Source organism: Streptomyces sp. NPDC031418 (genome assembly GCF_055581605.1).
Window position 1 is genome coordinate 233,510 of the sequence record NZ_JBVIJC010000006.1, and the last position, 12,745, is coordinate 246,254.

General features: G+C 74.1%; 8 protein-coding genes and 1 pseudogene. 4 read left to right on the forward strand and 5 right to left on the reverse strand.

Annotation, left to right across the window (positions count from 1 at the left end; all coding sequences use genetic code 11):
- The 5 genes from mdlC to ACZ5CZ_RS10285 form a co-directional block, all read right to left on the reverse strand.
- Positions 1 to 1,614, reverse strand: coding sequence for a benzoylformate decarboxylase (gene mdlC / locus ACZ5CZ_RS10265; protein WP_468941111.1), 1,614 nt, complete (start codon positions 1,612 to 1,614; stop codon positions 1 to 3).
- Positions 1,611 to 2,552: an ABC transporter permease gene (locus ACZ5CZ_RS10270; RefSeq protein WP_468941114.1), complete on the reverse strand. Its 942-nt coding sequence runs from the start codon at positions 2,550 to 2,552 to the stop codon at positions 1,611 to 1,613. Before ACZ5CZ_RS10270 ends, mdlC begins: the two co-directional genes overlap by 4 nt.
- Complete coding sequence (locus tag ACZ5CZ_RS10275) at positions 2,549 to 3,340, reverse strand: ABC transporter permease (protein WP_468941117.1); 792 nt, start codon at positions 3,338 to 3,340, stop codon at positions 2,549 to 2,551. The genes ACZ5CZ_RS10270 and ACZ5CZ_RS10275 overlap by 4 nt, the downstream gene beginning before the upstream one ends.
- A complete protein-coding gene (locus ACZ5CZ_RS10280) occupies positions 3,337 to 4,323 on the reverse strand; it encodes an ABC transporter substrate-binding protein (RefSeq protein ID WP_468941120.1) in 987 nt (328 codons plus the stop codon). The genes ACZ5CZ_RS10275 and ACZ5CZ_RS10280 overlap by 4 nt, the downstream gene beginning before the upstream one ends.
- A gap of 84 nt (positions 4,324 to 4,407) precedes the next feature.
- Positions 4,408 to 5,415, reverse strand: a complete 1,008-nt coding sequence (locus tag ACZ5CZ_RS10285) for a Ppx/GppA family phosphatase (protein WP_468941123.1) — start codon at positions 5,413 to 5,415, stop codon at positions 4,408 to 4,410.
- A 314-nt stretch (positions 5,416 to 5,729) separates the two neighbouring features.
- Between ACZ5CZ_RS10285 and ACZ5CZ_RS10290 the strand changes: the two genes are divergently transcribed.
- The 4 genes and pseudogenes from ACZ5CZ_RS10290 (at position 5,730) to ACZ5CZ_RS10305 (ending at position 12,658) form a co-directional block, all read left to right on the forward strand.
- Entirely contained in the window at positions 5,730 to 7,517 is a 1,788-nt protein-coding gene (locus ACZ5CZ_RS10290; RefSeq protein ID WP_468941127.1) for an RICIN domain-containing protein, read from the forward strand.
- Positions 7,518 to 7,557: 40 nt separating this feature from the next.
- Entirely contained in the window at positions 7,558 to 8,373 is an 816-nt protein-coding gene (locus ACZ5CZ_RS10295; RefSeq protein ID WP_468941130.1) for an inositol monophosphatase family protein, read from the forward strand.
- A 131-nt stretch (positions 8,374 to 8,504) separates the two neighbouring features.
- Positions 8,505 to 9,969, forward strand: a pseudogene (locus tag ACZ5CZ_RS10300) (aminotransferase class I/II-fold pyridoxal phosphate-dependent enzyme).
- A 409-nt stretch (positions 9,970 to 10,378) separates the two neighbouring features.
- A complete protein-coding gene (locus ACZ5CZ_RS10305; RefSeq protein WP_468941133.1) occupies positions 10,379 to 12,658 on the forward strand; it encodes a catalase in 2,280 nt (759 codons plus the stop codon).
- Positions 12,659 to 12,745: the final 87 nt, after the last annotated feature.

Genomic DNA, 12,745 nt, shown 5'->3' on the forward strand with positions numbered 1-12,745 from the left:
TCACCCGGCCCAGGGCTCGTACAGGGTGCCCGTGCTGCCGGTGACCCGCACGTGCAGCAGGAAGGGGCCCGCGGTGTCGCCCGGGCCGAGCGCGCGGTCCAGCGCGGCCGGCAGCTCCCTGGGGTGGGCGACCCGGGCGGCCGGGCAGCCGAGCGACTCGGCGAGGGCGGCGAAGTCGATGCCGGTGATGTCCGTACCCGGGACCGGCGCCACGCCGATCCGCCGGCCGAGGGCCCGCACCGCGCCGTAACCGCCGTTGTCCAGCAGGACATAGCTGACCGGGACCGCGTGCCGGGCCGCGCTCCACAGGGCCTGCACCGAGTACATCGCCGAGCCGTCACCCACCACGCACACCAGCCGGCGCCGGTCGGCGAGCGCCCGGCCGGCCGCGAGCGGCAGGCCCCAGCCGAGCGCCCCGCTGCCGGTGGTGAGGAAGCCGCCGCCGCGCTCGACCGGCACCCGCGCATGGAGCGTGTCGCGGTGGCTGGGGGCCTCCTCGACGAGGACGCGGTCGCGCGGGAGCCGGGCCCGCAACAGGTCGAAGAACAGCTCCGGCGTGATGTGCCCGTCGGGGGACTGCGCGGGCGGCGCCGCCGGGCGGGGCGGCGGTGGGTCCCGGTCCGGCCGCTGCGGCACCAGCTCGGCCAGCCGGGCCAGAGCGGGCCGCAGGGTGGTGACGAGGCTGGTGCCGACGGGCAGCCAGGCCGCCTGCTCCGGGTCGCAGTCCAGGTGGAACAGCTCGGTGCCGGGCGCCAGCCGGGGCCCGTCGTCCGGCACGTGGTAGGTGAACAGCGGGGCGCCGAGCGCCACCACGACGTCGTACGGCGCCAGGCGCGCGGCCAGCTGCCCGGCCACTGGTGGCAGGAAGCCCTGGAACAGCGGGTGCGTCTCCGGGAACCCGGACCGGCCGGACAGCGGGCTGATCCACACCCCGGCCCGGATCCGCTCGGCCAGCGCCCGCACCTGCTCCAGCGCGTCCTCGTCGTCCACGCCCGGGCCCACCACCAGGGCCGGGCGCGCACAGCCGGCCAGCCGCGCGGCGAGCGCGGCGAGCGCGTCCGGGTCCGCCGTGAACCCGCCGTGCACCGCGCGCGGCGCGACCGGCTCGGCGGGCCGGTCCCAGTCGTCCTCGGGCACGGACACGAACACCGGCCCGCGGGGGTGCGCCAGCGCCGTCCGGTACGCCTCGGCGAGCACGGCCGGCACATCCTCGGCCCGCTCCGGCTGGCAGGCGTACTTCACGTACGGGCGCGGGAACAGAGCCGGTTCGTCGGCGCCCAGGAACGGCCGCAGCCGGAGCAGCGAACGCGCCTGCTGGCCGGCCACGATCACCAGCGGCACCCGGTCCCGGAAGGCGTTGAACACCGCGCCGAGCGCATGCCCGACCCCGCCCGCCGAGTGCAGGCTGACGAAGGCCGCGCGCCGGGTGCCGAGCGCGTACCCGGCCGCCATGCCGACGGCCACGGACTCCTGGAGGGCCAGCACATAGCGGAAGTCCTCCGGCCAGTCGCGGAACATCCGCAGCTCGGTGGAGCCGGGGTTGCCGAACACCGTGGTCATGCCGGTGTCCCGCAGGAACCGTACGACCGCGTCGCGCACCGTGGTGGTGGTCATGCCGTCTCCCTTCCGGACCCGGCCGGCCGGGTGCCGACGAGCCGTCTCTCGACCGCCAGCAGGCCGGTGTTGAGGAGATACCCGAGCGCGCCGAGCAGCAGCAGCGCGGACCACACGGTCAGCAGGTCGGAGCGGGTCTGGGCGTCGGTGAGCGTGAACCCGATGCCGTCGTCGCTGCCCGGCAGCAGCTCGGAGAACACCATCAGGACGAGGCTCAGCGACAGGCTCAGCCGGAGCCCGGCGAAGATCCTGGGCAGCGCGGACGGCAGCAGCAGGAACCACAGCCGCTCGGGCCCGGTCAGCCGCAGCACCCGGGCCACGTCCAGCCGCAGCGGGTCCGTGGCCCGGGCACCCTCCGCCGAGTTGACCAGCACCGGCCATACGGCGCTGAACGCGATCGACGCCACCTGCATCGGCGTACCGAAGTCGAACACGACGACGAACACCGGCACCAGAGCGGGCGGCGGCACCGCACGGGCGAACTGGAGCACCGGGTTGCACAGCGCGTACGCCCGGCGCGAGCGGCCCACCGCGACGCCGAGGGCGATCCCGGCGAGCGCGGCGAGCCCGAACCCGGCCGCCATCCGGCCGAGGCTGGGCAGGATCGTGTCGACGGCGGCCGGGGTCAGGAACAGCCGCCCGGCGGGCCCGGAGAACCAGAGGTCGCGGGCGTGCCGGGCGATGCGCAGCGGCGGCGGGAAGTAGACGCTCCTCCGCACCCGGGCGGCGGCCTCCCAGCCGCACAGGGCGAGCAGCAGCACCGACCAGCGCAGCAGGAAGGGGACGCCGGAGCGGCGGGCACCGGCACGGGCGCGCCGCGTGCCGCGGGCGCCCGGCACCGGGATGCCGGCCCCGAAGCGGCCCGTCCCACAGCCGTACGGCCGCCGGCCCGGCGTCCCCTTCCCGCTCCGGCTCTCTTCTGCACCCCCGTCTCTCACGCCCGCGCCCCCTCCGCGGGCCGCCCGGACTCCCGCGCCCACCCGAACAGCCGCCGTTCCGCGCCCACCAGCACGCCGTCGACCACCAGCCCCAGCGCACCCGCCCACACCACCCCGGCCAGCACGTCCCGGGTGCCGTCCGGGTCCGTCCCGGCCTGCGCGATGAAGATGCCGAGACCCTGCCCGAAACCGGAGAGCAGCTCGGTGGCGACGGCGAGGATCAGCGCGACGGCGGCGGAGATCCGCACCCCCGCGGCGATGAACGGTGCGGTGCCGGGCAGCTCGACCCGCAGCAGCACCGCGAGCCGCCCGAAACCGAAGGCGCGCAGCGTGTCCTTGGCGAGCGGGTCGGTCTCGCCGAGACCGTAGACGGTGTTGAACAGCACCGGCCACACGGAGGCGTACGCGATCAGCGTCACCTCCGTCCCGGTGCCCGAGCCGAGCAGCAGCGACACCAGCGGGATCAACGCCACGGACGGCAGCGGCCGCAGGAACTCGACGACGGCGCGCACGGCGGCCTCGACGACCGGCACCGCGCCCAGCAGCAGCCCGAGCGGTACCGCGACCGCGCAGGCCAGGCCCAGGCCCAGCGCCCACGCCCGCAGGGTCACGCCGACCCCGTCGAGGAAGGACCGGTCGCCCGCCAACTGCACGGCGTGGACGAGGACTTCGGAGGCGGGCGGCAGATAGGTCCGCCGTACCAGCCCGGCGCGGGACACCGCCTCGCAGACGCCGAAGGCCAGCACCGCGCCGAGCAGGCCGAGCAGCAGTTCCCGGCGGCGCGTCATATGACCAGCAGCGGGGCCGGATCGATGTCCTTCGTCAGCATGCCCTGGTCGCGCATGAGCCGGATCAGGCGGCGCAGCCGGCCGGTGTCGGCGGTCGCCGGGTAGGCGGGCAGATGGAGCGACCCGGCCTGCTCCGCGGTGACCTTGGTGTACTTCGGCAGCTCGGCCCGTACGGCCCCCGGCTCGTCCGCGGCCAGCTTCGAGGCGGCCTCGATCGCCCGCCGGAAGGCCGCGGCGGTCTTCGGATGCTTCGTCACGAAGGTGGCGGTGGTGACGTACCCGCTGGCGGGCAGGCCCCGGGCCGGTCCCGAGCCGCCGTCCAGCAGCACCCGGGCGCCCGAGGTGCCCTGGATCGCGGTGTCGAAGGGCTCGACCGCGTGCACGGCGTCAACCTGGCCCCGCTCCAGCGCCGGTCCCATCTGTGGGAAGAGGACCTGCCGGTAGACGGGCCGGCCGGCGCCCTCGGCGTCCAGGACGGCGTTCAGGGTGAGGGACTGGATGTTGTTCAGCACGGCGACGGCGACCTTCTTGCCCGCGAGGTCGGACGGTTTCCTGAGCGCCGAGTCCCTGGACACGAGGACGTCCATCATGTGCGGGGCGATCCGTACGCCCTCGGCGAGGATGCGCAGGTCCAGGGTGCCCTTGTCGTACGCCTGGAAGTAGGTGACGTAGTTCGCGCTCGCGATCACGTCCACCTGGCCCTTGAGCAGCGCGGGCAGTGCCTGGATGCTCTGCTGCACGGGCTGGATGCGCACGTCCAGGCCCTCCTTGGCGAACAGCCCCCGGTCCCGGGCGAGATAGAGGGCCGCCGAGTCGGTGAGCGGCAGGGCGGCGACCGTCAGCCGCTGCCGTCCGTCGTGCGCGGGTGTCCCGCCGCTGTCGCAGCCTGCGAGGAGCAGGGCCGCGGCGGCGGCGAGGACGGCGAGCCGTTTCGTTCCCGATCGTGATCGACGTAATGCCGTGAACGCCCTACGGGATGCCATACGGGCATGCCTACCCTCCTTTTGTCATGATCGCTACATGTCGGCGGGTCTCCGTCATTGCTCCGTGCTGGGAATCCGCGCCGTTCACCCCAGGGGACCGGCGATGCGCAGCGCCGCCGCGGGCGCCGGTGCCGCCGTCTCGGGCGATGCGGCGATGTCAGTCCACCAGTCGGCGCCGTCCTCGATATAGCGGAGCAGCACACCCTCGCGGATCGCCCACGGGCTGACCATGGCCCGGCGCACCCCCATGAGCTGCAACGCGGTGTGCCCGACGACGGCCCCGGCCAGGCTCTGCGCGGCGCGCGGCGCGGAGATGCCGGGCAGCCCGGCGCGCTCCGCGGCGGGCAGCGCGGCGAGCCGTCCCACCGCCCCGCGCAGATCCCGGCGGTGCAGCTCACGCCGTACGAACGGGCCGTACCGCCCGGGCGCGGCCCCGCACAGCCGGGCCAGCTGCTGGAAGGTACGGGAGCTGACCGCGACGGTGCGCGGCCCCTCCCAGCGGATCCGCGCGGCCACGTCACGCAGATCGTGCCGGACCCGCCGGCGCAGCTCCTTCAGCTCCGCCGCCCCCGGCGGATCCTGCGCGCCCAGGTACTCCCGGGTCAGCCGGGCGGCGCCGAGCGGCAGCGAGGCCGCGAAGTCCGGCAGCCGCCCCCGGCCGAAGGCCACCTCCAGCGAGCCGCCGCCGATGTCCAGCAGCGCCAGCGGGCCCGCGTGCCAGCCCAGCCAGCGGCGCGCCGTCAGGAACGTCAGCTCCGCCTCCGTCTCGCCCGGCAGGGTGCACATCCTGACCCCCGTTCCGGCCGCCACGCGCCCCAGCACGTCCTCCCGGTTCGGGGCGCCCCGGACCACCGCGGTCGCGAAGGCGAGCGGACCCGTCGCACCCCACCGACGCGCGGTGGTGGCCGCCGCGGCGACCGCCGCCACCAGCCGCTCCACCGCCTCGTCGGCGATCGCGCCGTCCGCACCGGCGTGTTCGGACAGCCGCAGCTTCCACTTGACGGTGTGCACCGGCAGCGGAACGCCGCCCTCCACATCAGCGATCACCAAACGAACCGTGTTCGAACCCGCATCCACCACGCTCACCCGCATGGCCGGGACGTACCCACTTCCCCGCCGCCCACCCGTCAGCCGCGCGCCTGCGGGGTGCACGGTGGGACCTTCCGGGCGGCTTTGGGGCAGTGCGCGGCAGACCACTGGCGCGCGGGACGTGAACCGGGCGCCGGAGGCTCCCCGCCCCGCGCGCGCCATGACCGGGCGTCAAGGGCTGCTTCCGGCCCCGCGCCCGAGCGAAAGTGCAAGAGGCGGAGCACGGGAGTCCATTGCCGGGGAAGCCGTCCCGGCCGGATCGTCTCAGCAACCTGTCCGGACAACACCAAGGCACACCTCGGCACCAAGGAGCACCCGTGCGACTCTTGAGCAGAGCGGGCGGCGCCGTCGCCGCGGCGGTCGCCCTGGCCCTGGGCGGCACCGCCGCGTCCCCGGCGACGGCCGCGTCCCCCGGGGACGCCGCCTACCGCGTGACCGTGGGCACCCCGGTGCCGTTCCCCCACCCCACGGACACCCCCGCGAGCCCCTACATCGACCGGGACGGCACCTTCCACTACCAGCAGTCCGCCGCCCTCTACGGCGCCCAGGACCCGCGCACCTGGGACTTCTACACCGGCACCGACTTCGACACCGCCCGCTTCACCGCCTCGCTCAGCAAGGCGGTGAACCCCGCCGACCCCGCCGACCGCAACGACGACACCACCTGGCGGTGCAACAACAGCCCGACGGGACGCGAGGCGACGTACGCCCCCGGCGGATCGGGCTACGCGCAGAAGAACTACTGCGACCTGTCGGGCGTGTGGGTCGACCCGGACACCGGCGACTGGTACGGCCTGGTGCACAACGAGTTCACCCCGCAGCCCTTCGGCGACCGGCTGCACTACGACGCCATCGACTACGCCGTCTCCACCGACCGGGGCCGCACCTGGACCATCCAGGACCACGTGATCACCTCGCCGTACAGCACCCGGCGGGGCGACACGACGGCCTTCCCGAACCAGACGTACTCCTACGGCGACGGCGACCAGCGCCTGTTCGTGGACACCGCATCCGGCTACTTCTACGTCTATTACGGCTCGCGGATCATCGACAAGAGCGGCGGCTGGAAGGCCTTCTACGAGCACGTGGCCCGCGCCCCGATCTCCGCGAAGATGGCGCCCGGCTCCTGGCGCAAGTGGTACGACGGCGCCTGGTCCCAGCCCGGCACCGGCGGCCGGGAGAGCAATATCGTCCCCGCCGACGCCGGCCACCCCACCGGCTACACCCCGGTCACCGCCGAGTACGACCCGGCCAACACCGGCACCGCCGCCGAGCAGATCGCGGCCGGCACCATGCCTCCGACCTCGCCGCTGTTCGTCATGAACATCACCTACGACGCCTATCTCGGCCTGTACCTCGGCACTCCCCAGGCCGTCGACCAGAGCGGCGGCTCACCGCAGTACCTCTATGCCACCGACGACCTCACCACCCAGAAGTGGCACCTCGTCGGCGACACCGGCGGCTACACCACCGCCTCCTGGTACCGCTGGTTCCTGGACCGCGCCAACCGCACCAGCGCCACCATCGTCGGCCGCACCTTCCGCTCCTACTGCGCCTTCGGCTGCTCCCACGACGCCTCCGGCGAGTACGTCGACCTCACCGTCGACCCCTCCGCGCCCGCCGCCCCGCCCGTGGACACCACCCGCGGCTACCGCATCGCGAGCGGCACGGGCCGCGTCCTCGCCCAGTCCACCCTCGGCTCCGCCACCACCTCGCTCGCCCGGCCCGCCGGCACCGCCCGCGAGACCTGGCGGTTCACCCCGACCGGCGACGGCGCCTACACCCTCACCAACACCGCCACCGGCCGGCTGCTCGGCGTCGACTCCACCCCGGCGGGCCGCGCCTGGGGCACCAGGCCCACGGTCACCGCCGCCCCGGCCGGCGGACCGGCCGTCGGACAGGAGTGGTTCCTGATCGCCTCCGGCCCCGGCACCTACCGTCTCGTCAACCGCTGGAGCGGCCTGGTGCTCGGCCTCTCCGCCACCTCCGCCCGGCGCGCCGAGACCACTCCGCTGCGCACCTGGACCGACACCGGCGGCAGCTCCGTCGGCGGCGGGCGCAGCGCCGCGGAACAGACCCTCTCCCTCGTCCCCGGCAGGCCGTAACTCCCGCAGACCCCACACGGGTTATGGCTATCCTGCCGCCATGTCGATCATCAACGGGGAAACCGACGCCCACCTGGCCGTACGCGCGGCCCAGGAGGGCGCCACCGTCGTCCGGGACCTGTACGGCGGCAGGCTCGCACGCTACGAGAAGTCCGCCGGCGACTTCGCGACGGAGGCGGACGTCGCCGCCGAGCGGGCCATCCTGGACGTGCTGCGCGCCGCCCGGCCCGATGACGCCGTGACGGGCGAGGAGAGCGGCCGCACCGGCGCCGACGGCGCACCCCGGCGCTGGCTGGTGGACCCGCTGTGCGGAACCCTCAACTACGCCGTGCGCACCATGCTCGCCGGGGTGAACGTCGCCCTGCGGGAGGGCACCCGGATCACGGCCGCGGCCACGGCCGACCCGTTCGGCGGCGAGGTCTACTGGACCGACGGCGAGCGGGCCCGGCTGCGCCACGACGGCACCGACACCGAGCTGACGCCCTCGGCCGCCTCCGCCTTGGTCGACGTCAACCTCGACCCGCCGTTTCCCAACGCGCCAGGTTTCCGCGCCGTCCGCCTGCTGGCCGACCCCGGCTTCACCGAACGCTTCCGGCCCCGGGTGATCTCCAGCACCCTCGCGGTCGCCTGGGTCGCCGCCGGCCGCCGGGCCGCCTATGTCACCGACGGCGACCTGCGCGACAGCGTGCACTTCGAGGCCGGCATCGCGCTGTGCCGGGCGGCCGGATGCACGGTGACCGACCTGCGCGGCGAACCCCTGCACAGCGGCTCCGGCGGCCTGATCGCGGCGGCCGACGCGGAGACCCACGCGGTGCTGCTGGACCTCGTGAAGAACCAGAGCGAGCTGGGTGGCTGACCCCGCGCGGGGGCCGTCGTAGCGCTCGGACACGAGCCCTCCGGCCGGGCGCGTGGGGCCGGGCCGGGGTTTGGGGTGCGCGAGCGGTCCAACACGGTCGGTGCGGTCCCGACCGTCTCAGGAGGACCGTCATGGATCACTCGCGCGCCCCCGTGCTGGAAGCCCTGGAGGCGTTCCGGCGACGCGGAGACGTGGTGTTCGGTCCACCGGGCCACAAACAGGGGCGCGGTACCGATCCACGGGTCGCCGACGTCCTCGGCCTGGACGTGTTCCGCTCGGACGTGCTCACCCTCAACGGGCTGGGCGACCGCCGCGAGTCCCAGGGCGTCGTGGCACAGGCGCAGGAGCTGATGGCCGACGCCGTCGGCGCCACACACGCCTTCTTCTCCGCCTGCGGAAGCTCCCTGTCGGTCAAGACCGCGATGCTCTCGGTCGCCGGCCCGGGCGAGAAGCTCCTGCTCTCCCGCAACGCGCACAAGTCCGTCATCGCCGGCGTGATCATCAACGGGGTGGAGCCCATCTGGGTGCACCCCCAAGTTCGACGCCGAGCGCCATATGGCCCACCCGCCCGAGCCGGACGACGTCCGCGACCGGCTGCGCGAGCACCCGGACGCCAAGGGCATGCTGCTGATCACGCCCACCGACTGGGGCACCTGCGCCGACGTCCGGGGCGTCGCGGACGTCTGCCACGCCTTCGACGTGCCGCTCATCCTGGACGAGGCCTGGGGCGCCCATCTGCCCTTCCACCCGGATCTGCCCGTCTGGGGCATGAACGCCGGCGCCGACCTCGTCGTCACCAGCGTGCACAAGATGGGCGGCGCCATCGAGCAGAGCTCGGTCTTCCATCTCCAGGGCGACCGGATCGCGCCCGACGTGCTCAAACAGCGCGAGGACCTGCTCGGCACCACCAGCGCCTCCTGCCTGGTCTACGCCGCCCTCGACGGCTGGCGCAGGCAGATGGCGGAACACGGCCACGAACTGCTGGACGCCGCGCTGCACCGCGCCGAGCGGATCCGGGCCGGGCTGCGCGAGCTGCCGGGGCTGCGGGTGATGGGCGGCGAGGTGATCGAGGAGGGGCTGGCCGCCGAGTTCGACCCGCTGAAGATCGTCATCGATGTGCGGGGCCTCGGCATCAGCGGCATGCAGGCCACCGAGTGGCTGGGCGAGCACTGCCACGTCGACATGGGCGGCTCCGACACCTGCCGGGTCAACGCCTCCATCACCCACTCGGACGACGACGAGACCGAGGAGATCCTCATGGACGCCGTACGCGCCCTGGTGGCGCACGCGGACGGCATCGAGCGCCGCCCGGAGGTCCGGCTGCCGGAGCCCCGCGCACTGGAGCTGGAACAGGCCCTGCTGCCCCGGGACGCCTTCTTCGGACCCGCCGAGCAGATCCCCGCCGACCGGGCCGTGGGCCGGATCTCCGCCGAGATGATCAGCCCCTATCCGCCCGGAGTGCCGGTCGTGGCGCCCGGCGAGGTGATCACCGAGGAGGTGCTGGACTTCCTGCGCAGCGGAGTGGCGCACGGCTTCCTGATCGCGGAGGCCGCCGACCCCTCGCTGGACACCCTGCGGGTGGTGGCCCGCCCCTGACCGGCCGGTCCCGACCTGCGCGCACCCCGGGCAGCACCTAGGGTGGCGTATGCGGGCGGCCGGCTACCGGGCTGCCCCGGGTCAAGAAGCCGGCCCTCCTGACGAACAATCGCTCGACAGGGGGCACTTGGCCCTGCCGCTGGTCTCCGGGCCCGGACGAGCGCGTCCGGCGGGCCCGCTGTTCCCGGCAATTCGATGGGAGACGGCCCGACTTCACCCCGACCGGGAAAACGTCCGCGCTTCCCGGTTTCGGACGCCCCGGCCCGGGGACCTCGGTACGACGGCCGCACCCCTGTGACCTGCTCCGTCCCCGGTGCCGGCCGTATGCCCCGGGTGTGGCCGCGGCGCGTCGGACAGCCTCTCGCCCATGCCGGGCCCGCCCCCATGACCAGCGAAGGAACGGGTAGTGATGAGCGAGACGAACCCGCTGAAGCGCGCGGCGGACAAGGTGACAGGCGCCCTGCACGGTGACGGCACCGGCCCCGGCGACGGCATCCCCGGCAAGCCCGGCGCCGAGTCCCCGCCGGTCGCCGAACCCACCGAGGCCCGTGAACCGCTGCCCCCGAAGCCCGACCAGAGCGGCCCCGACACGGTCTCCCCGACCGGACAGCCCACCGGCGCCGAGCAGGCCCGCGCCGCCCAGAGCGGCCGGTACCTGACCAATGCGCAGGGCACCCGGTTGTACGACACGGACCACTCGCTGAAGGCGGGCCCGCGCGGACCGGTGCTCTTGCAGGACCACCACCTGCGCGAGAAGATCACGCACTTCGACCACGAACGCATCCCCGAACGCGTCGTACACGCCCGCGGCGCCGCCGCGCACGGCGTCTTCCGCAGCTACGGCACGGCCGCCGGCGTCACCCGGGCCGCCTTCCTCGCCGAGGCCGTCGAGACACCGGTGTTCGTCCGCTTCTCCACCGTGCTGGGCTCCCGCGGCTCCGCCGACACCGTCCGCGACACCCGCGGCTTCGCGACGAAGTTCTACACCAGCGAGGGCGTCTTCGACCTGGTCGGCAACAACATCCCGGTGTTCTTCATCCAGGACGCGATCAAGTTCCCGGACGTGGTGCACGCCGCCAAGCCGCACCCCGACCGGGAGATCCCCCAGGCGCAGAGCGCCCACGACACCTTCTGGGACTTCGTCACCCTGCACACCGAGGCCACCCACCACACCCTGTGGAACATGTCCGACCGGGGCATCCCGCGCTCGTACCGCACGATGGAGGGGTTCGGCATCCACACCTTCCGCCTGGTCGCCGCCGACGGCGGGACGACCCTGGTGAAGTTCCACTGGAAGCCGAAGCTCGGCGTGCACTCCCTGGTGTGGGAGGAGGCGCAGCTGATCAACGGCATGGACCCCGACTTCCACCGCCGCGACCTCGCCGACGCCATCGAGGCGGGCGCGTACCCGCAGTGGGAGTTCGGCATCCAGACCTTCCCCGACACCCCCGACCAGACCTTCGAGGGCATCGACCTGCTGGACCCGACGAACATCGTCCCCGAGGAACTCGCCCCCGTGCAGCCGATCGGCCTGCTCACCCTCGACCGCAACCCCGCCAACTTCTTCGCCGAGACGGAGCAGGTCGCCTTCCACCCGGGCCATCTCGTCCCCGGCATCGACATCACCGACGACCCGCTGCTGTCCGGCCGGCTCTTCTCCTACCTGGACACCCAGATCACCCGCCTGGGCGGCCCCAACTTCGCGCAGCTCCCGGTCAACCGGCCGCAGGCACCCGTCAACGACATGCTCCGCGACGGCATGCACCAGACGGCCGTGCACCGGGGCGTGGCCCCCTACCGCCCCAACTCCCTCGACGGCGGCTGCCCGTTCATGGCCGGAGCCGACCTCGGCGGCTATGTCGAGACGCCGGTACGGGTGCCGGAGGCGGCCAAGGTCCGGGAGGCACCGGAGACCTTCGCCGACCACTTCAGCCAGCCCCGCCGGTTCTGGCTCAGCATGAGCCCGGTGGAGCGGGAACACATCATCGGCGCCTACACCTTCGAACTCGGCAAGTGCTACGAACAGGCCATCCGCGAGCGGGCGTTGCAGGTGCTGGCCAATGTCGACCCCGAGCTGTGCGCGGGCGTCGGCGACGGCCTCGGGCTGCCCGCACCCGAGCCCACCGTGCCGCTCGCCGACGTCGCACCCAGCCCCGCCCTCTCCCAGGTCGGCCGCAGCTGGCCCACCGACGGCCGGATCATCGGCATCGTCACCGGCCCCGACGGCGACCTCGACGGCGTACGCGCCGTCCGCCAGGAGGTGCTCGACGGCGGAATGGTCCCGCTCGTCGTCGCCCCCGCCGGCGGCACGCTCGGCGCCGGCCCGGACGCCGTGACCGTCCAGCGCAGCTATGCCACCGCCCGGTCCGTGGAGTTCGACGCCATCCTGGTCGCCGGCACACCCGGCGTCGGCACCGACGCCTACGGCGCCCGCGACGCCAAGGCCGGGCTGCCCGCCGCCTCCGGGGCCACCCCCGACCCCCGGGTGGGACTGCTGCTGGCGGAGGCCTACCGGCACGGCAAGGCGATCGGTGCCTCCAAGGGCGGCGAGAGTGCGCTGGAGGCGGCCGGCATCCCGCTCGACGCCCCCGGAGTGATCGCGGGCGACGGTGCCACCACGGTGCTCCAGCAGCTCACCCAACTCCTCGGCGCCCACCGGGTCTGGGAACGCTTCCCCACCCCCGCCTGACGGCCGCCCGGCACAAACACGCGACGGCAGACGGCACTTCGGCGCGGACCCGGTGAACCACGGCCCCCTGAACGGCGTACCCGAAGA

What these genes read in the sequence shown, in the direction of transcription:
- mdlC (WP_468941111.1), bottom strand. Translation starts at nt 1,614, where the DNA reads ATGACCACCACCACGGTGCGCGACGCGGTCGTACGGTTCCTGCGGGAC.
- ACZ5CZ_RS10275 (WP_468941117.1), bottom strand. Translation starts at nt 3,340, where the DNA reads ATGACGCGCCGCCGGGAACTGCTGCTCGGCCTGCTCGGCGCGGTGCTG.
- ACZ5CZ_RS10280 (WP_468941120.1), bottom strand. Translation starts at nt 4,323, where the DNA reads ATGGCATCCCGTAGGGCGTTCACGGCATTACGTCGATCACGATCGGGA.
- ACZ5CZ_RS10285 (WP_468941123.1), bottom strand. Translation starts at nt 5,415, where the DNA reads ATGCGGGTGAGCGTGGTGGATGCGGGTTCGAACACGGTTCGTTTGGTG.
- ACZ5CZ_RS10295 (WP_468941130.1), top strand. Translation starts at nt 7,558, where the DNA reads ATGTCGATCATCAACGGGGAAACCGACGCCCACCTGGCCGTACGCGCG.
- ACZ5CZ_RS10305 (WP_468941133.1), top strand. Translation starts at nt 10,379, where the DNA reads ATGAGCGAGACGAACCCGCTGAAGCGCGCGGCGGACAAGGTGACAGGC.